Source organism: Bacillus sp. DX3.1 (genome assembly GCF_030292155.1).
Lineage (GTDB): Bacteria > Bacillota > Bacilli > Bacillales > Bacillaceae_G > Bacillus_A.
The window spans coordinates 3933067-3952070 of the sequence record NZ_CP128153.1 but is presented as its reverse complement, the minus strand read 5'-3'; the positions used below and the strand labels follow the sequence as shown (position 1 = coordinate 3952070).

The window sequence follows — 19004 nt, the reverse complement described above, 5'->3', positions numbered from 1 at the left end:
ATGCTCGAAATGCTCGTATCCTTGAGCTTATTAATGATGACAGTATCGCTATTACTTCCGCAGACACTTCTTATCATGCAAGAAAGAAAAAATATCCAGTTTCGGTATAAAGCCCAACTATTGTTGAAAGAAGAAGCTGCCATCTATACGTATCAAAATCATGAGGCGCAGCAAAAAGAAACGACGATAGATGGTATCGTATATAGAACGAATTGGCGAGGGGAAGAGGTCTGTACGTTTTGGAAAGATGTCAAACAAAGAAGGATGGAACAATGCCGCTATGCGAAAAAGTAGAACGATAGAGGCAGGATTTACATTGTTGGAAATGGTGTTATGTTTGTTGTTTTTATCCGTTTTCGTTCTTCTTGTACCGCGTCTTCACAGTTTATTTATTGAAAAACCATACTCGAAACAAATGAATAGTTGGGAATGGGATGTGTTTCTAGAACAAGTACAGCTAGAGTTTCGAGAAGTACAAGTTGCAAAAAAGGGAATAATGCCCAATGAACTAGAGAAAATGTTTTTTAAAATAAGTAATGATGGTACCGTAACGTATGAAATATCTGGAAATGATGTTGTGAGAAAAGTAAATGGAGCAGGTAGAGAAGTGTTATTGCAAAAAGTAAGCACGATTTCTTATGAACTGACGCCATATGTGTTATCCATACATGTGCAGGATATAAGCGGTAAGGTGCACCGTGGTGTAGTGACACGTTATGCTGCAATTAAGGTGCTGACATGAAGAAGCAAGATGGATTTGCAATGCCAGGAACATTAATTCTTCTTTTTTTACTATTTTCTTTTTTTATCTATGAGACGAATATGTTGCTGTCAGATCAAAAATTTTATGCGGAAGCAGAACAGAAATTTGCCTTGGAAGAACTTATAGATCAAGCGGCTTCAGATATAAAACAAGATTTGCAGCAAAAAGAACAAAATGGTGTGTTTTCATTCCTGTATGAAAAAGGGGAAGCGAATGGGAATTATGTATTTGAAGACGAAGTTGTCTTTGTTACGTTTCAATGTGTGACAAAGCAAAAGCGAGCATATAAAGCGAGTTTTCGTTATAATACAAAGAACAAAAGCGTTATGAATTGGGTAGAAGAGAGGGAATGAAATGCAGGCCATTTATATAACAGGTTTTATGGGAGTCGGAAAAACAACAATTGGAAAAGCGTTAAGTGATAGACTTGGAATTCCTGTGGTGGATACGGATCAAAGAATTGAAGAGAAATATGGGAAATTGATTCGTGATATTTTTGCTGAAGAAGGAGAAATCAGTTTTCGCCAATATGAAAGCGCAATGCTTCAAGCTTTACCAACAAGCGATATCATCATTACAACTGGTGGGGGCATCGTTGAAAGTACGAATAATAGACAGTGGATGAGAGAGAATGGAATCGTTGTGTATTTATATTGTGATCCATATGTGATTGCAGAGCGTCTGAGTGAAGATACGACACGTCCTTTGTTTCAAAAAAAGAATATAGAAGCGTTTGCCCAGAAGTTTGAGAAGCGTCGATTCCATTATGAAGAAGCAACTGTGCATATTGATACAACGAATAAAAAAGTGGAAGAGATTATTGAAGAAATGCAACGCAAGATTAATGAATAAAAAAGTGGGCATACTAATCAAGTAGAGGTGATGATATGTCTACTAATGATTATGTGCGTTTTATTACGCAACAATTTGTATCGTATATGGATGCTCCAAAAGAGGACCGAAAGCAAAAAAAAGAGCAGCGCCGTGCTGAAAAAGAACCGTTTTTAAACAAATGGTTTGGTGTTATGCCGCTCAGTGCAGCTTTGTTTTATCAAAAAGTAAAGACAAAGAGAAAGAAATCAAGTTAATATAAATTGGAATGATTTACCGCTAGTAATTAAACTAAGTGGTATAGTAAAATTTTTGTGATGAGTGTATACTCGTCATCGATTCGATAAATAACCCTATAAAAAATACCCCTGCACAGTTATCGTGCAGGGGTATTTTTTATCCCGCTATTTGCGGGTAATACCTCGATTGGTTCAACTAATGATTAGTGGGGAATGAAGAAAATCCCCCACTAATCAAAGTTTCACTTTATTATACTGATTCTTTTGATTCCGTTACTTTTTTAATTTTATGATCAACTAAGAGGAATCCAGCGCCCATGCAAATGGAAACACCCCAGCCGATTGCCGTCATAATAGCTTTCATTTCACCATATCCATCTACTCCGAAAACAGAAATGAAATAGATTTTTATACAGCTCATTACAATAAATTGTAAGCCGAAAAACAAGGTGAAATATTGAAGGGATGGAAGGATCTGCTTGTCACGATAGAGGGTGCGGCTTTCATCTCGGTCGTATCCTTGCAGTACAGCAAGATCCGCTGCAAAGTATAGCATAAGCGGTTTTTTGATGAAAATGGTACATATGATAATCAATCCGAGCGCGATATGATAATATACGTCGTTCCAAAGCATCTTTTCAGCAGAACCAGACAGTAGGTCAACGGTAGTGTTGGCGATAAGGGTAATAAGAATAAAAAAACCAGTAACGTGAAACTGCTTTTCTTTTTTAAAACAATAGAGTGTATAAAGAATGCCAGGTACAGAAGAAATCAGCATCGCGTAATAGGGATCAATATATGTTTTAGCAAATTTCCAAATGACAAAAGGGAAGACGAGATAAAAGATTATATCAAATAAGACTTTCTTGTTTTGCTTCATTTTATAATAGGCCTCCTTAGTATAGGTTATATTGTACAATACGATGTCTGAATATTGTACAATATTAGTTGATAATCGAAACTAAATTAAAATAATTTTAATTTAGTGTTGACTTTAATTTAATAACTTGTTTATAATACAAATTGTAATCATTATAAATTAGAAATAAATCTCAATTAACTTTTGGAGGATGAATATAGATATGACAAAACGTTTAGTTGGAAAACAAGCACCGCGTTTCGAAATGAATGCAGTGATGCCAAATAAAGAATTTAAAAATGTTAGTTTAGAAGAAAATATGAAAAATGATAAATGGACAGTATTATATTTCTATCCAATGGACTTCACTTTCGTTTGTCCAACAGAAATTATTGCACTATCTGATCGTTACGATGAATTCGAAGATTTAGACGCAGAAGTAATCGGCGTTTCTACAGATACAGTTCACACACATTTAGCATGGATCAACACAGAGCGTACAAAAAATGGTTTAGGCGACTTACGCTATCCATTAGCTGCTGATACAAATCATGTTGTATCAAGCAATTACGGTGTGTTATTAGAAGATGAAGGAATTGCACTACGTGGATTATTTATCATTAGCCCAGAAGGTGAATTAATGTACCAAGTTGTTCACCATAACAATATCGGACGTGAAGTAGACGAAGTTCTACGTGTGCTACAAGCATTGCAAACAGGCGGACTTTGCCCAGCAAACTGGAAACCAGGACAAGAAACACTATAAGTGATAGGAGGAATGAGTCGAATGAAATTACGTGAACAAATGCCAGCATTAGAAGGTGCAACAGAAGTTTTAAATAGCGCAGTAAAGCGCGAAGAGTTAATCGGGGAAAAGCCAACACTTATTCACTTTTGGTCTGTAAGTTGCTACTTATGTAAAGAAGCAATGCCAGAAGTAAATGAACTACGTGATGAGTACGATGATCGTCTAAATGTTGTAGCGATTCATATGCCTCGCTCAGAAGAAGATTTAGATTTAGCAGTAATCGAAAAAATGGCAGAAAGCCACGATATTATTCAACCGATTTTAGTTGATAGCAAACATACGATTACAGATACATTTGAAAACAAATATGTTCCTGCCTACTATGTATTTGATAAAGAAGGTCAACTTCGTCATTTCCAAGCAGGTGGAAGTGGTATGCCAATGCTTCGTAAACGCCTGGAGCGTGTACTAAACGAAGCGTAAACCGGTTAGTACAATAAGAGAAATAAAAGCGATTGCCTCTAGCGTGGCAATCGCTTTTATTATATAATAAATAAAACGCTTTCATTTTGTTGAATTTGTTCACAAATTTGACGGAAATTCAGGTTATTCCTATGGCGATGTTGTTTTATAATGAAACTAATCATCTATACATGCATACAATATTGTGAAATAAATAACATATAAAATCTAGATAAATGTAAACGTTATCAAAATAAGAGAGGTGGAGACAATGAGTAAATTTTTCTTTAATCATAATCCAGCAACATTAGAAGACGGAAGGCTTGTAGAATACGCTGAAATTATTTATGGAGAAGGTGGCCGTTCTGTATTAGAAAATTTAATGGTGAAGGCATCTATCAGATTGCGTGATCGTTATCCGCATAAATCTGACGAACAGATTTCTGATCTTGTAAATCAAGGCTTACATGATATGTTTCAAAAATATGTGAAGGAATAAGAGGAGCAAAAGGCTCCTCTTATTTATTTGTATAAGGAACACGTATCTAGCTGAAAATAAAAGGAAATCTATCGTGCATTAACGGGTAATAAGATTTTTCACCTTAAAATTCAAGGGAAGTGAAGAAGGGTAACTGCCCGTAAAAATCCGATTGGTTCAAATAACCCTAAGTAGGGAAGTTTTGCTATAGAAGAGTAAGGGGTGAAAGAGATGAGTAATGGAGTAGGTCGTTCGAAAAAAAATCTTCCAACAGATGCAAACCATGTGAGTGCGAAAGATCGAGAATATCAAAAGCGTATGACGAATAAACAACAGCAAGAACATAATGATGGACGGAAGTATAACGGGAAAATATAGGAAAAACTCCTTCTCTTTGAGAAGGAGTTTTTCACGTTGTTGAAAAAAGATTATGTTAAGAAAATGCCGAATTTTTTTGGCATTTTCTTGATTTCTATTTGTTTTATAGAATGGTTTCTTCTATAATTTGATGTGTTAGGTGTAAACCAACTTGCTTAAGCGAGCGTAGTTTGGTCCACTTTTTTAAGTTTTGTATGATGGCGGTCATCAAAACTTGTACTTTAACCTTTTGAACTCCACGGTATCGTGCATAGCGCAAACCGTGGAGTTCTTTACTATGTGCGAAACTCAGTTCAACCGTAGACGGACGAACGGAACGGAGAATTTTTCCTCTTATTGATAAGCGCTGTTCTCTTAACTGATCGTAAATTTCTTGATGGATAGAAATTCGCAACACACGATCTTGGTTTTCTTTTTTCGCAAATGGACAGGATTGACAACTTCCTTTAGGTGGTCTGAATTCATGATAACCTTGACGATTCGTTGTTTTATAATAAAACGGTACACCGCAAGGACAGGCGTAGAGATCCTCGTTTACTTGTTTAAATTGATAACGACGGCACTTTGGATGATCCTTCGTTGTAAATCGACGATAAGACATGTAGACGAAGAAGCCACGTTGAAACAACCTTCGCGCGAGGGAAGCGTTGTAGTAGCCTGAATCAAGGGCGATTTCTTTCGCATACTTCCCCAATAATTGATTTAACCGTTCAACTTGTCCGATCAATTTACGATGCCCAGGCACATTCGCGGCGGTGACATCTGTGGCGATGATAAAGTTATGAAGCGAATCCACGATACGGTGCTCAAAATAGGCAAAGCGTCCGCGTTGATCGTGTTTGACGGACAAGCGAGCGTCAGAATCTACAGGGCTAATGTTTGTCTGTTTTTCTTCTATTTTTGAGCCTTTCGCTTGTAAAGGTTTCTTCCCATGACGCACACGGTGATCGTTAATCATCACTAAATCCTCATCTTTTTCTTCTATTACTTTTTCTTCCGCCAAGATTTCGCGTACACGCTTATTCGCATTCGCTTTTAATTCTGTTTCATCCGCCACCCATGTTTCGTTTGCGATAAACCCTTCTTGTTGAATCACACGAAGGCAATGCTGAAAAAGCTCCTCCCAAAACGTCGCATTTCGTAGACGTTGCGAGAGAAACTTAGAGATTGTTGAGTGATCTGGAATCTTCTCATTCGAGGAAATCCCTAAAAACCAACGATACGTCGCATTCTGTTTTACTTGATTACATGTAAAACGAACCGAGCGAAAGCCTTCCAAATACTGAATTAATAAGATTTTCACTAACATAATCGGATCTTTCGTTGGTCGACCGATACGATGTGGATAGAACACTTCCAATCGCCTTGTCACAAAATCCCAATCCATCACTTGATCCATCTTTACTAAATGATGCGAAGCATCATACATCATTTCATAGTACTTTCGATTTTCTTCAATTTCTTTCATGGAATATGTAACGTACATAAAAAATCTCCTCGCTTCATTTCATTCACGAGGAGATTTTATCGAAATTTTCAGGTTTTGTCTATTGACTAGATTGTTTTTCTATGAAAGAAAATGATTGGCTGTTACATAAAAGAGTCCACCATTCATAATTTGCATCGTAATGCGCGGTTCATATTGTTCCTGTAGTGCTTGTTTTTCGATTTCATAGCTTTCTGGAAGTTCCTCACTTTCTTCGTAAAAGCGGTTGAGAAGTTGTAAATCGTGATGCCAGCGTAAGTTTGCTTCCTCAGCCCATGTATGATCATCAGCTTCAATAAGTCCTTTCAGTGCGTCTTCCACCCGACTTAATCCGCTTTGTGGTTTAATAATGGGAGTAAGCGTAAAGCAGAAATCTGGTATTTTAGGTGTGAGACGAATCTTTGCTAATGTTTCGTGAAAGTTTGTAATCATTGTTCCAGAAATAAGATGAATCCCGATAGAATGAAGTATGTCTTTCTTTCGATCACATTGATAACATACTTTTACATTGACGCCAAGCCATGGATGAAGTGGTGTATGAGTTGTACTACCTGAATTCACTTCTTCGAATAAACGTATGTAAGATCCGAGCTCTTTTGTTGTTTGAAAGATTTGATGTAGGCGAGGAGAGCCGTAGTGAATAAGCTCACCTTCTTCTTCTTCATTCTCTGGATCTGTAATGAGAGTGAGGCGCATCGGATTTGGGATGCCACCTGTTTTTTCAAGGTAATGCCAATAAAAAGGGCGATTCATCAATAGTTTATCCATCTCAATTGTTAATTGTACATCTAGTAGATGCCGGGAACGCCGGGAAATTTCACAGTCGTTTGCTTCGAAAAAGTTCCATAAATAATCATGAATTTCATGTTGCTGCATAGCCTTGCACCTCAGCTTCATTTCGCTTTGCAAAGTCGATGATAGATGTTAAGTTTTCCATTTTGATTCGAATCTCTCCTTCGCTCTTTGACTGTGCGAAAATTTCTTGAATATGAGCATCGATATTTTTCATATTGATTCTTGTTAAAATTTCATCTAGTTCGCCAATTACTTGCTCAAATAAGTTAATTTTTTCATATAGAAGTTTCAAAATATGTTCTTCAACTGTATGTTTCGTTGCTAAGTTATAAATGTGAACATCATTTTTTTGACCAAGCCTATGAATACGTCCAATCCGCTGTTCAAGCCGCATCGGATTCCATGGTAAATCGTAGTTAATCATATGACTACAAAATTGCAAGTTAATCCCTTCACCGCCTGCTTCTGTTGCGATTAACACTTGTGCATGATTTTGGAAGAGTTCTTTCATCCAATCTTTTTTCCCGCGTTTGAATCCACCTCGAAAGGGAACTGATGAAATCCCATGCTGTTTTAAAAACCATTGTAAATACATTTGCGTTGCTCTGTATTCTGTAAAGATGACGACTTTATCGTCAATTTCTTTTATAAGATCTAGTGCTTGATTTGCTTTTGAATTAAAAGGAATATGATTGATTTTATCCATTAAAACATCGATATATGGGTCTGGGATATAATTCTCATTTTCTTTTTGTCTTTTTTCTACATGCTTTTTGAGTGAGTAATAAACGGCTTCACGGCTACTGCATACTTCTCGTTTCAAAGTTAATGATGAAAAGGCAGAGGTAAAAGCATCTCGTCCTTTCCAATTTTCAATTGCATCATATAAAGATTGCTCTTCCTCATTAAAATCAATAAATATTGTTCGGACATGTCTTTTAGGCCATTCGATCCCTGTACCATTTCGCCGATTTCTTACCATCACTTTGTTAATGAGTGCTTTTAAATCTTCATCTGATTCTGCAGAGCGATTTTTAGAAGCATAATATTCTTCGAAGTTAGATTGATTCCCTAAATGACCGGGTTTTAATAAGGAAACAAGATTAAAGATTTCATCGATTTTGTTTTGGACAGGTGTTGCAGTTAGTAATAAACAAAACTTCTTTTTGAGACGCTGTGCAAATTCATAGTTTTTTGTTTTATTATTTTTAAGTTTGTGTGCCTCATCAATAATGATGAGATCATATTCCAAGTTTAAAACGATATCACGATGCGGTGAACGCTTCGCTGTATCAATCGATGAAACGATGACGTCAGCTTGTTCCCATGAGTAGCTTTTTCTCTGGGCAACTGCAGGGATAAAAAACTTTGTGTTGAGTTCATATGCCCACTGTGAAACGAGAGAAGCTGGAACGAGTATAAGCACCTTTTTCACAAGGTCACGCACCATATATTCTTTTAAAATAAGACCTGCTTCAATTGTCTTTCCAAGTCCAACTTCATCCGCTAGTATCGCTTTTCCATTCATTTGTTCAATTACAGTTTGTGCTACTTCTAACTGATGAGGGAGCGGTGTGAAATGGGATAAATGTTTCGGTGCTTGTAAACCATCAAATGTAGGGACAAGCAATGATTTTTCTGTTTCATATGCTAAATTATATAGTTCCCAATTTGTCCAAGGGCCATCTTCATCAATTCGTTTTAAAAAATTATTTTGCCATGTCCGATCTACGGAAATATCGACATTCATTAAAACTCTCCCACCTTCTGTAAACTAAAACGGTTATTATTATACCCTTCACCAAAAAATATAATTTCTAGCATTTTTTGGTGAAGTCGTTTTTGCAAGTATAAGAATAAAAAATTCCAAATTATTTTTTATGCTAGAATATTGATGAAATAGATCGAAAAATGTTAGGATAATGATGTGAAATGTGTGGAATCTTTCGTATTTTATCCAAGAAAGTATGTTTTTATTTACGCTTTCATTAAAAAATAACGTGAGATTCCGTATATCCTATCTTTTCAGAATTAAAAATGTTTAGATATGGGAAAACAACTTTTATTGATTTGTCATAGACAGCATAAGGGGGAAAGAACATGATTACATTACAACGTACACCGCTATTTGATGTATACGCGAAGTATGGCGGGAAAACAATTGACTTCGGTGGTTGGGAGCTACCAGTTCAGTTTTCAAGCATTAAAGAAGAACACGAGGCTGTTCGTAGTGCAGCAGGTCTTTTCGATGTATCTCATATGGGAGAAGTAGAAGTAACTGGTGCAGATAGTTTAGCATTTTTACAACGTGTCGTTACAAATGACGTTTCTACCTTAAAGGTAGGAGGAGCACAATATACAGCAATGTGTTATGAAAATGGCGGTACAGTAGATGATTTATTAATCTACAAACGCGGTGAAGAAGACTACTTATTAGTAATCAATGCATCAAACATTGAAAAAGATTATGAGTGGTTAGCATCCCATGTAATTGGTGATACGAAAGTAGTTAATGTTTCTAGTGAAATTGCACAGCTTGCAATTCAAGGACCAAAAGCTGAAAGTATTTTACAAAAAGTTATGTCAGAAAATTTGAAAGAAATTAAGTTCTTTAAATTCAAGAATCCTGTTCTTGTAGACGGCATTGAAGCGCTTGTATCTCGTACTGGTTATACAGGTGAAGATGGTTTTGAAATTTATTGTAAGAGTGAAGAAGCTGCGAAACTTTGGGAGAAACTTCTTGAAGTAGGAGCAGAAGACGGCTTAAAACCATGTGGTTTAGGGGCACGTGATACACTTCGCTTTGAAGCAACACTTCCGCTGTATGGTCAAGAACTATCAAAAGATATTACACCAATCGAAGCTGGAATTGGTTTTGCAGTAAAACCGAACAAAGAAGCGGACTTCTTTGGAAAAGCAACATTAAAAGAACAAAAAGAAAATGGTGCACCTCGTAAATCAGTCGGTATCGAAGTAATTGAACGCGGTATCCCTCGCACTCATTATCCGGTATATGTCGGCGATAAAAAAATCGGGGAAGTAACAAGTGGTACACAATCTCCAACGTTAAAGAAAAATATTGGTTTAGCACTAATTGATGTAAAATACGCAGCAGTTGATACAGAAGTAGAAATTGAAATTCGTAACAAACGCGTGAAAGCAGTAGTCGTTCCAACACCATTTTACAAACGTTCAAAGTAACCATGGAGAGGGGTAGATTTCATGTTGCATCGTTATCTTCCAATGACAGAAGAAGACAAAAGAGAAATGTTACAAACGGTCGGTGTTCAATCGATTGATGAACTATTTTCTGATATTCCAGAAAGTGTTCGTTTTAAAGGGGAACTAAAAATTAAACAAGCAAAATCAGAACCAGAGCTTTTAAAAGAACTGTCTGAGCTTGCTCGTAAAAATGCGAATTTAAAAGACTATGCTTCCTTCTTAGGAGCAGGTGTATACGATCATTATGCACCAGTAATTGTTGATCATGTTCTTTCCCGTTCAGAATTTTATACAGCTTATACACCATACCAACCGGAAATTTCACAAGGGGAATTACAAGCAATCTTTGAATTCCAAACTATGATTTGTGAATTAACTGGAATGGATGTAGCAAACTCCTCTATGTATGACGGAGGTACAGCGTTAGCAGAAGCGGCGATGCTAGCGGCAGGACATACACGTAAAAAGAAAATTCTTGTTTCTAAAGCAGTTCATCCAGAATCAAGAGCAGTTCTTGAAACATATGCAAAAGGTCAACGTCTTGAAGTTGTTGAAATTGACTATAAAGATGGTGTAACAGACTTAAATGTATTACAAAGCGAAGTAGATGATACAGTAGCCTGCGTAATCGTTCAATATCCGAACTTCTTCGGACAAGTGGAGAAATTAGCTGATATTGAGAAAATTGTCCATCAGCAAAAATCATTATTTATCGTTTCTTCTAACCCATTATCACTAGGTGCATTAACACCACCAGGAAAATTTGGTGCTGATATTGTCATCGGTGATGCACAACCATTTGGTATTCCAACACAATTTGGTGGACCACACTGCGGTTATTTCGCAACAACAAAAGCATTTATGCGTAAAATTCCAGGGCGTCTTGTAGGACAAACTGTAGATTCAGATGGAAAACGTGGCTTTGTATTAACACTACAAGCTCGTGAACAACATATTCGTCGTGATAAAGCGACATCTAATATTTGTTCAAACCAAGCGTTAAATGCATTAGCAGCTTCTGTTGCAATGACGGCTCTTGGTAGACAAGGTGTGAAGGAAATGGCGCGTCAAAACATTTCTAAAGCACAATACGCAAAACGCCAATTTGAAGCAAAAGGTTTCACGGTAACATTTGCTGGCCCATTCTTCAATGAATTTGTTGTAGAGTGTAAACGTCCAGTACGAGAAATAAATGATGCATTAGTACAAAAGAATATTATCGGTGGTTATGACCTTGGTCGTGATTATGCAGAACTAGCAAATCATATGCTTCTAGCTGTAACAGAACTTCGCACAAAAGAAGAAATTGACACACTTGTAGACGAAATGGGGGCTATCCAATGAAGAACCAAGATCAATCACTTATTTTTGAAATGAGTAGAGAAGGCCGAGTAGGATATAGCTTACCCAAATTAGATGTAGAAGAAGTAAAATTAGAAGATGTGTTTGGTAGCGATTATATTCGTACAGAAGATGCAGAGCTTCCAGAAGTATCTGAACTGGATATTATGCGTCATTACACAGCACTTTCAAACCGTAACCACGGCGTTGATTCTGGATTTTATCCATTAGGATCTTGTACGATGAAATACAATCCAAAAATCAATGAAAATGTAGCTCGTTTCCCTGGCTTTGCACATATTCATCCACTTCAAGATGAAAAGACGGTGCAAGGTGCACTGGAATTAATGTATGACTTACAAGAACATTTAATCGAAATTACAGGGATGGATACGGTAACACTTCAACCAGCAGCTGGTGCACATGGCGAATGGACAGGCTTAATGTTAATTCGTGCATATCATGAAGCAAACGGTGATCATAACCGTACTAAAGTTATCGTTCCTGACTCTGCACATGGAACGAACCCAGCATCGGCAACGGTAGCTGGTTTTGAAACGATTACAGTAAAATCAAATGAACATGGCCTTGTTGACTTAGAAGATTTAAAACGTGTTGTGAATGAAGAAACAGCAGCACTTATGTTAACAAATCCAAACACACTTGGTTTATTCGAAGAAAACATTTTAGAGATGGCAGAAATTGTCCATAATGCAGGCGGTAAATTGTATTATGATGGTGCAAACCTAAATGCGGTACTAAGTCAAGCACGCCCAGGAGATATGGGATTTGACGTTGTGCATTTAAATCTTCATAAAACATTTACGGGTCCACATGGTGGCGGTGGCCCAGGTTCGGGTCCAGTAGGTGTAAAAGCTGATTTAATTCCATTTTTACCAAAACCAATTTTAGAGAAAACAGAAAGTGGTTACCACTTTAACTACGATCGTCCACAAGCAATTGGACGTGTAAAACCGTTCTATGGTAACTTTGGCATAAACGTTCGTGCATATACGTATATTCGCTCTATGGGCCCAGACGGCCTTCGTGCGGTAACAGAATATGCAGTATTAAACGCAAACTATATGATGAGAAGATTAGCGCCATTCTATGATCTTCCATTTGATAGACATTGTAAGCATGAGTTTGTCTTATCTGGCCGCCGTCAAAAGAAACTTGGCGTACGTACGCTTGATATTGCAAAACGTCTGCTTGATTTCGGCTACCATCCACCAACAATTTACTTCCCATTAAATGTGGAAGAATGTATTATGATTGAGCCGACAGAAACAGAATCGAAAGAAACGTTAGATGGCTTTATCGATAAGATGATTCAAATTGCGAAAGAAGTAGAAGAAAATCCAGAAATTGTACAAGAAGCACCCCATACAACAGTGATTAAGCGTCTTGATGAAACAATGGCTGCTCGTAAACCAATTTTACGCTACCAAAAGCCAGCTCCTGTACAAGTTTGAGCAAATATAAAGTGGAACTTTGATCAGTAGGAGGCTTCATCCCTACTGATCATTAGCCCTCACAATTGGGCTTTAACGGGCAGTTTATCTCGCATCCAACTTCTTTTCTTCCTACAGAACTTTGAGGTGGGGGTTACTGCCCTCAAATAGCGGGGTAAAATGATAACAGAAGGAACTCGCCATGTGCGAGTTCTTTTTTTGTGGAGAAATGTAGCAGAAATTGCGCGGAAATTATGAAAATAATGTTAAGAATTCTTATATTTTATGTAATTTTGAAGAAGAAAGGGATTTTCGCAACATTTTTGTTGAAAAAGTCAGTTTGATAAAATTGTGTATTTTTGGTAGAATTTTATTGAAATTAAGAGGGTGTAATGAGGGGAAATAACTCATTTTTACGTATATGTGAAAAAACGAACAAGGCGGGGTGGGAGAATGAGCTATAAACGTTACAGGATGGTGTATCATTTAGAAAATGGAAAAACCATTAAAGATATAAAAGAATTTTATTATCGGGATCATGGAAAAATGTTAGAACGTGTGGCGCATCGTGTGATGGATAACAGGCAAGTAACGGCGATTGATCAAAAAGGAACCATTATTTCGATAGCTTGTGATGACATTATAACGGTGGAACTGGATTACATAAAAGAAAGTTAGCCTTGAGTCATATCGGATTATTCGATAGAATATACAGTTGAATGATGAAGTGAGAAGAGAGGAGTTTATTATGGGTAGTACAAGACATTTTTATATGTTCGTTTTAGCATTTGTACTCGTTGTAGCATTAACGGTATATTTAATCATTGATAGCAGCTGGTACAATACAGTGCATCCAGCATTTCTTATTTTCATGTATGTAGGAATTGCTGTTGTGAGTTTTGGGATGAGAGATGAAATGTTAAATCGCTTTGAGAAGTGATACATATACAAAAGACCAACAGGAAATTGTTGGTCTTTTTTTCTTGCCAAAAATAGGATGATGTGTATATACTGTGTATATAGAGTATATACAGTATATGCACAGTGGAGGAAAACATGAATATTATTATTTCAAATTCTTCACCAGATCCTATTTACGAACAAATTAGTAAGCAGCTTCGGCAGCTTATATTAAATGGTGGTCTAAAGGGTGGGGATCAATTGCCGTCTATCCGTAGCTTAGCGAAAGAACTGCAGATTAGTGTGATTACGACGAAACGTGCGTATGAGGAGCTTGAAAAAGAAGGGTATATTGAAACGGTTGCTGGGAAAGGAACGTATGTATCAGCGCAAAATAACGAGCTCTTACGAGAACAAAGATTGCGATTGTTAGAAAGCAAAGCGGAAGAATTGGTAAATGAAAGTAAGCTGTTGCAGCTTTCACCTGAAGAGCTGCAACAGATGATTTCGTTTCTATATAAGGGAGAATAAGTCATATGCTAGAGCTAAAAAACGTTTGTAAAAACTATCAAGATTTTACTGTTCAAAATGTAAGTTTTACACTGCCACGTGGATATATTATGGGATTTGTCGGGCCGAACGGTGCCGGGAAAAGTACGACCATTAAAATGATTATGAATTTAGTAAGACGAAATAGTGGGGATATTACGATCTTTGGTAAGGACAATAAAAAGGCTGAAAAAGAAATCAAGCAAAATATCGGATTTGTATACGATGAAAACCATTACTATGAAGAGTTAACATGTGAGCAAATGAAGCGAATTATCGCACCGCTATATAAAAAATGGGATGAAGAAAAATATCAATCGTATATGGACCGATTACAAGTTCCAAAAAACAAAAAGATTAAGCAATTATCAAAAGGGATGAAAATGAAATTTGCGATTGCGATGGCTCTATCGCATCATGCAGAACTCATCATTATGGATGAACCAACATCAGGGTTAGATCCTGTTGTGCGTAGTGAACTGCTTGATATGTTGCAAGAAATTGTGATGGAAGAAGAAATATCGGTATTATTCTCGACGCACATCACAACAGACTTAGAGCGTATTGCCGATTACATTACGTTCATAAACGAAGGGGAAATCGTCTTTACGGGAGAGAAAGACGAACTATTAGAGAACCACGTGATTGTAAAAGGAAGCAACGACTTATTAGATTCTGAAGGAACAGAACTATTTATCGGACTACGCAAAAACAAATTTGGTTTTGAAGGATTGGCGAAGGATAAACAAGCGATTGAAGATTGGTTTGGAAACGAAGTTGTGCTGGAAAAACCGACTTTAGATGACATTGTTGTGTATACGGCGAAGGGGAGAATGGCTTATGCGTCAGTTGGTGTTTAAGGATTTATATTTTTTGCGTGCTATGTGGATATTCTATTTGGGATTTTCTGCACTCCTTTTTATGTCTAATTCATTTAATTCATCGGTTTTTGTTGCAAGTTGCCTAGTATCAGCAATAGCATCTCTTATATTGTCTATGGCAACAGATGAAAAAAATGATAGTGAAAAATTTCTTAATAGTTTACCCCTAGAAAGAAGAAATATAGTTGCAGCTAAATATATATCTATCTCAATCGTAGTGATTATAGCTGTTTTATCGGCATTAGCAGTTGTTTGGATGATGAGGGGACTAACTTTAATTGCAGATATCGGCTTATATCATCCTTACATCTACATTGAACTTCCATGGGATACAGTGCTAAGAGGTATAGTGGCTCCATTTTTATATGTCGCATTTTTCTTACCTGTATATTATGGTACAGATTCCAAAGTGTTACGTGGCATATTAGCGATAGTAATAGTAGTGCCTTCCACTATTATTAGTTTGTTTATAGATGGCGATCAATATGGTGTAGAAAATTCATTTAGTAATTGGATTATGAATATGTCAAATGTAGGAATATGTATAGTAGGGGCAATGGGATTAGCAGCTATATATATAATTTCTATGTTTATGGCAATTAAGTTATATGAAAAAAGAGATATATAAAGGGGGAGAAGAATCATGAGACATCTAATTTGGAAGGAATTTTTCTTACAACGAAAAGTTTTTATTCTCTATCTGATATTGCCTATTTATTGCGCTATAAAACAGTTTACTGAACCGTTTCAGATAGCAATTGTTTGCTTCATTACTTGTCTCTTAATGATAGCAAGCTCCTTATCAATTGAAGATAAAAATAAAACGGAGAAGATACTAGTAAGTTTACCTTTTGTTAGGAAAGATATTGTTATTGCAAAATATATATCAACAATACTTTTTATTGGATGTGGTTGGACAGTCACTTTTGCTTTTGTAATACTACCTAAATTTCTATTAAATGAAAATACAAATATTCCATGGTATGCGGTTTTTATAGCTATTTTTCTCTCTATTCTTTATGCAATGATGGTCCTTCCCGTAAAATATGGCGGAAACAAGCAAGCTGTTACTATTTTTAGCATACTTGTACTTTTTCCTTTAATAGGTTTGTTAGGATTTATGTGTAATGTCTTTGCTGAAAAAAGGCTCATGATAATGTTTTTTCACTCTTCAAATCTGGAATTTATCATAAGTATTTTGAGTATAGGAGCATGTATAGCTTATTTTATTTCTATGTTTTTATCTATAGGAATATTCGGAAATAAGGAACTGTAACGCAGCCGGTTTAACAAATTATAACGTAAATAATAATTATATTTTGAACGCAATTATCTGATACATAAGGAAATTATGAAGTAACATTGGGAGGTGTAATGATGAAAATCATAGGTAGCCTTTTCATAGTAGTTGGATTTCTACTCATTGTTGACACAGGAATTGGAATGACATTGCACTTGGTTCCATCATACATTTCAGTATCTACATGTCTTCTTTTTGGAACTGTTTTCGTAACGTCAGGAAGCATAATTAGAAAAAAAGAAAAACATACGTTATAAAAGGTGTCTCATCACAAGACACCTTTTTCAATAAAGAAAATAATACATAAGCAATTTGTAAACAGACACTGTGCTCGGTATATCTTTTGAAGTATGTAATGCCAAGCTGAAAAATACAACAAAGAAGATAAATAAGAAAAACAACAATAGGATATGTTTATGTATAGAATTTTGCATATAATCAGCTCCTTTTCATGTAGTATGTCCCAAAAGAGAGAGGATATAGTTGGATTTTAAAAATTTTAAAGGAGGGATGTATGATGAGAAAACAGACGCTAAAGGGAAGAATAGTAATGGGGGTTGGACTAGTTTTATTTTCTATAGGTCTTATGATGCTTAATTTTTACTCAGATCTTGTTTTGTTTGAGAATGTAAATAAGAGTGTGGGTGCTGGGGTTTTTATTGTTGGAATACTATGTATTATTGCATCGAATTTCTTTAGAAAGTCTAACAATGCTAATCATTAGACATGAAAAAAGACAGTTACTTCTTTTTAGAAGAACTGTCTTTTGAGAAAACTTTGTTCCATAGCTTGGCGATACTCCAAATGATAATAATTGCAATGGAAGCGAAGATTGACCAAGCAACGGATGCGAATGCTAGCGTTATGTTTGAAAGAAGCGAAAGAACAGAAATTACTTTATGAAAAAGCCACTCAATTATATGAAAGCTGATTTGTAATAGAAGGACTAGTGCAATCGTAGCTCCTGTTACAATCTGTTTTCCTTTTTCCTTCCACATGATATTCATCCTGTTAGGCTAGTAGCTTTAAGCCAACCGCACCGCATAAAATACAGCTTAAGAAAGCAAGGCGACGCCAATCAGCGGATTCGCGGAAGATAAGAATGCCTAGAAGCGCACTTCCAGCAGTTCCAATTCCAGTCCAAATTGCGTAAGCTGTTCCCATTGGTAATGAATTCATTGCAAGGGATAAGAAGAAGAAACTTACGCCAAAGTTGGCGATTAAGATAAGCTTTGGTGTCCAGCCTTTCTTTTCAGTGGCTACTTTCATAAACAGTACACCAACGATTTCACAAATACCAGCAATAATTAAAAATACCCATGCCATTTTATGCAGCCCCCTTCTCTTCTTGTTCACCCGTTACTCGTTTTAACCCAATTACGCCGAAGAAGATTAAACCGATAAATAAAATTTTCACAATGGAAAAAGGTTCACCGAAAATGAAAATCTCTGTAAGAACGATTCCGCCCGCTCCGATTCCTGTAAACACAGCGTACACAGTTCCAACAGGTAAATCTTTATAAGCTCTAAACAATAGGACGAAACTAATTGCAATTATAAGAGCAACACCAATCCATTCAAGCGGTGTTGTTGCGTGCTTCAATCCAATCACCCAAAAAATTTCAATAATACCAGCTAAGATTACATAAAACCATGCCATATAGCATTTCTCCTTCCTACCAGTCGTTAGGTAAAGGGCTGAAAAACGACGCATTGCTAAGTAAGCAATCCGTCATTTTGAAAGGCCGCGCCAAAATACTTTCCAAGAGGCGTTTAAGCGGGTCTCAAAGCGATTTAAACCTGCGTATAATAGTTCAACCATAAGACCGTCCAGTAAGCATAGATAAGCCTCTAAAGCGTCTTTTATTTCAATGTTATGCAGTTCACCTTGTTCATTTGCTCGTTTGAATACAGGAAATAAAAGTTTTCCAACGTTTTCAATGTGAGCATTTGCTTTTTCAATAATTTGTTCGCGAAATGCATCAGGTGGAAAATAAGAAGTGCGTAACCAAAACATTGATTCTTCACTTTCACCAAATCGTTTTGCGTAACCTTTTAAAAGATTTACGAGTAATGCTTCAGTAGATGATTCTGAAAATTGTTCTATATCGTCTTTAAAGCATTGTAAATCCTTTTGCAGGGCTGCTTCTAAGCAGATAAAATACAACTCTTCTTTCCCTTTAAAGTGTGCGTAAATCGATGGTTTTTTAATCCCAACATCCTGTGCAATGTTTGCCAATGAAGTACCTTCATAGCCGTAGCGTGCGAAATGAGAAAGTGCTACAGCTTTAATGCGGTTTGCTGTCATTTTCATCCCC

27 protein-coding genes are annotated in these 19004 nt (G+C 36.4%); 19 read left to right on the top strand and 8 right to left on the bottom strand.

Features of this window, described 5'->3' with window-relative positions; translation table 11 throughout:
- From QRE67_RS19815 to QRE67_RS19795, 5 genes are read left to right on the top strand one after another with little or no spacing between them, the layout of a single operon-like run.
- Window positions 1-294 carry a type II secretion system protein gene (locus QRE67_RS19815; RefSeq protein ID WP_502873992.1) on the top strand — a complete coding sequence of 98 codons (294 nt, stop codon included), beginning with the start codon at window positions 1-3 and terminating at the stop codon, window positions 292-294.
- Entirely contained in the window at window positions 281-742 is a 462-nt protein-coding gene (gene comGF, locus QRE67_RS19810) for a competence type IV pilus minor pilin ComGF (protein WP_286121924.1), read from the top strand. Before QRE67_RS19815 ends, comGF begins: the two co-directional genes overlap by 14 nt.
- The gene (gene comGG, locus QRE67_RS19805; RefSeq protein WP_286121923.1) at window positions 739-1116 is read left to right on the top strand and encodes a competence type IV pilus minor pilin ComGG; all 378 of its coding nucleotides are present in this window, start codon (window positions 739-741) and stop codon (window positions 1114-1116) included. The genes comGF and comGG overlap by 4 nt, the downstream gene beginning before the upstream one ends.
- Window position 1117: 1 nt before the next feature.
- On the top strand, window positions 1118-1615 hold the full coding sequence (locus QRE67_RS19800; RefSeq protein WP_286121922.1) for a shikimate kinase: 498 nt from the start codon (window positions 1118-1120) through the stop codon (window positions 1613-1615).
- A 35-nt stretch (window positions 1616-1650) separates the two neighbouring features.
- A complete protein-coding gene (locus tag QRE67_RS19795; RefSeq protein ID WP_286121921.1) occupies window positions 1651-1851 on the top strand; it encodes a YqzE family protein in 201 nt (66 codons plus the stop codon).
- 232 nt (window positions 1852-2083) lie between these two features.
- Here the strand turns inward: QRE67_RS19795 and QRE67_RS19790 are convergent, their stop codons facing one another.
- A complete protein-coding gene (locus QRE67_RS19790) occupies window positions 2084-2713 on the bottom strand; it encodes a VC0807 family protein (protein WP_286121920.1) in 630 nt (209 codons plus the stop codon).
- A gap of 202 nt (window positions 2714-2915) precedes the next feature.
- On the opposite strand from QRE67_RS19790, the gene QRE67_RS19785 reads away from it, so the two are divergent.
- From QRE67_RS19785 to QRE67_RS19770, 4 genes are all read left to right on the top strand, one after another.
- A complete protein-coding gene (locus QRE67_RS19785) occupies window positions 2916-3458 on the top strand; it encodes a peroxiredoxin (protein ID WP_286121919.1) in 543 nt (180 codons plus the stop codon).
- Between the two features lie 21 nt (window positions 3459-3479).
- Window positions 3480-3923, top strand: coding sequence for a TlpA family protein disulfide reductase (locus QRE67_RS19780; protein WP_286121918.1), 444 nt, complete (start codon window positions 3480-3482; stop codon window positions 3921-3923).
- A gap of 250 nt (window positions 3924-4173) precedes the next feature.
- A complete protein-coding gene (locus tag QRE67_RS19775; RefSeq protein WP_286121917.1) occupies window positions 4174-4401 on the top strand; it encodes a hypothetical protein in 228 nt (75 codons plus the stop codon).
- Window positions 4402-4611: 210 nt separating this feature from the next.
- Window positions 4612-4758, top strand: coding sequence for a hypothetical protein (locus tag QRE67_RS19770; protein WP_286121916.1), 147 nt, complete (start codon window positions 4612-4614; stop codon window positions 4756-4758).
- Between the two features lie 103 nt (window positions 4759-4861).
- On the opposite strand, the gene QRE67_RS19765 is transcribed toward QRE67_RS19770, so the two are convergent.
- From QRE67_RS19765 to QRE67_RS19755, 3 genes are all read right to left on the bottom strand, one after another.
- A complete protein-coding gene (locus tag QRE67_RS19765) occupies window positions 4862-6244 on the bottom strand; it encodes an IS1182 family transposase (protein WP_286120780.1) in 1383 nt (460 codons plus the stop codon).
- Window positions 6245-6325: 81 nt separating this feature from the next.
- On the bottom strand, window positions 6326-7120 hold the full coding sequence (locus tag QRE67_RS19760) for a YqhG family protein (RefSeq protein ID WP_286121915.1): 795 nt from the start codon (window positions 7118-7120) through the stop codon (window positions 6326-6328).
- Window positions 7107-8789: a DEAD/DEAH box helicase gene (locus QRE67_RS19755; RefSeq protein WP_286121914.1), complete on the bottom strand. Its 1683-nt coding sequence runs from the start codon at window positions 8787-8789 to the stop codon at window positions 7107-7109. Before QRE67_RS19755 ends, QRE67_RS19760 begins: the two co-directional genes overlap by 14 nt.
- 350 nt (window positions 8790-9139) lie before the next feature.
- Here QRE67_RS19755 and gcvT point away from each other — a divergent pair, with 350 nt between their 5' ends.
- From gcvT to QRE67_RS19705, 10 genes are all read left to right on the top strand, one after another.
- A complete protein-coding gene (gene gcvT / locus QRE67_RS19750) occupies window positions 9140-10240 on the top strand; it encodes a glycine cleavage system aminomethyltransferase GcvT (protein ID WP_286121913.1) in 1101 nt (366 codons plus the stop codon).
- Between the two features lie 21 nt (window positions 10241-10261).
- The gene (gcvPA, locus tag QRE67_RS19745; protein WP_286121912.1) at window positions 10262-11605 is read left to right on the top strand and encodes an aminomethyl-transferring glycine dehydrogenase subunit 1; all 1344 of its coding nucleotides are present in this window, start codon (window positions 10262-10264) and stop codon (window positions 11603-11605) included.
- Window positions 11602-13077, top strand: coding sequence for an aminomethyl-transferring glycine dehydrogenase subunit 2 (gene gcvPB, locus QRE67_RS19740; protein WP_286121911.1), 1476 nt, complete (start codon window positions 11602-11604; stop codon window positions 13075-13077). Before gcvPA ends, gcvPB begins: the two co-directional genes overlap by 4 nt.
- Before the next feature lie 432 nt (window positions 13078-13509).
- Complete coding sequence (locus QRE67_RS19735; protein WP_286121910.1) at window positions 13510-13734, top strand: DUF3929 family protein; 225 nt, start codon at window positions 13510-13512, stop codon at window positions 13732-13734.
- Between the two features lie 70 nt (window positions 13735-13804).
- On the top strand, window positions 13805-13996 hold the full coding sequence (locus tag QRE67_RS19730) for a hypothetical protein (protein ID WP_286121909.1): 192 nt from the start codon (window positions 13805-13807) through the stop codon (window positions 13994-13996).
- 116 nt (window positions 13997-14112) lie between these two features.
- A complete protein-coding gene (locus tag QRE67_RS19725; RefSeq protein ID WP_286121908.1) occupies window positions 14113-14487 on the top strand; it encodes a GntR family transcriptional regulator in 375 nt (124 codons plus the stop codon).
- Between the two features lie 5 nt (window positions 14488-14492).
- Window positions 14493-15365, top strand: coding sequence for an ABC transporter ATP-binding protein (locus QRE67_RS19720; protein WP_286121907.1), 873 nt, complete (start codon window positions 14493-14495; stop codon window positions 15363-15365).
- Entirely contained in the window at window positions 15346-16014 is a 669-nt protein-coding gene (locus QRE67_RS19715) for an ABC-2 transporter permease (protein WP_286121906.1), read from the top strand. The genes QRE67_RS19720 and QRE67_RS19715 overlap by 20 nt, the downstream gene beginning before the upstream one ends.
- Before the next feature lie 15 nt (window positions 16015-16029).
- A complete protein-coding gene (locus QRE67_RS19710; protein ID WP_286121905.1) occupies window positions 16030-16662 on the top strand; it encodes an ABC-2 transporter permease in 633 nt (210 codons plus the stop codon).
- A 538-nt stretch (window positions 16663-17200) separates the two neighbouring features.
- Window positions 17201-17410: a hypothetical protein gene (locus QRE67_RS19705; RefSeq protein ID WP_286121904.1), complete on the top strand. Its 210-nt coding sequence runs from the start codon at window positions 17201-17203 to the stop codon at window positions 17408-17410.
- A gap of 16 nt (window positions 17411-17426) precedes the next feature.
- Here QRE67_RS19705 and QRE67_RS19700 read toward each other — a convergent pair whose 3' ends face one another.
- The 4 genes from QRE67_RS19700 to QRE67_RS19685 form a co-directional block, all read right to left on the bottom strand.
- Entirely contained in the window at window positions 17427-17684 is a 258-nt protein-coding gene (locus QRE67_RS19700) for a DUF3975 family protein (protein ID WP_286121903.1), read from the bottom strand.
- Window positions 17685-17697: 13 nt separating this feature from the next.
- A complete protein-coding gene (locus QRE67_RS19695) occupies window positions 17698-18012 on the bottom strand; it encodes a DMT family transporter (RefSeq protein WP_286121902.1) in 315 nt (104 codons plus the stop codon).
- A gap of 1 nt (window position 18013) precedes the next feature.
- Window positions 18014-18346 (bottom strand): DMT family transporter, encoded by a 333-nt coding sequence (locus tag QRE67_RS19690; protein ID WP_286121901.1) that lies wholly within the window; start codon window positions 18344-18346, stop codon window positions 18014-18016.
- Window positions 18347-18418: 72 nt separating this feature from the next.
- The gene (locus tag QRE67_RS19685; protein WP_286121900.1) at window positions 18419-19000 is read right to left on the bottom strand and encodes a TetR/AcrR family transcriptional regulator; all 582 of its coding nucleotides are present in this window, start codon (window positions 18998-19000) and stop codon (window positions 18419-18421) included.
- Between the last annotated feature and the right edge of the window lie 4 nt (window positions 19001-19004).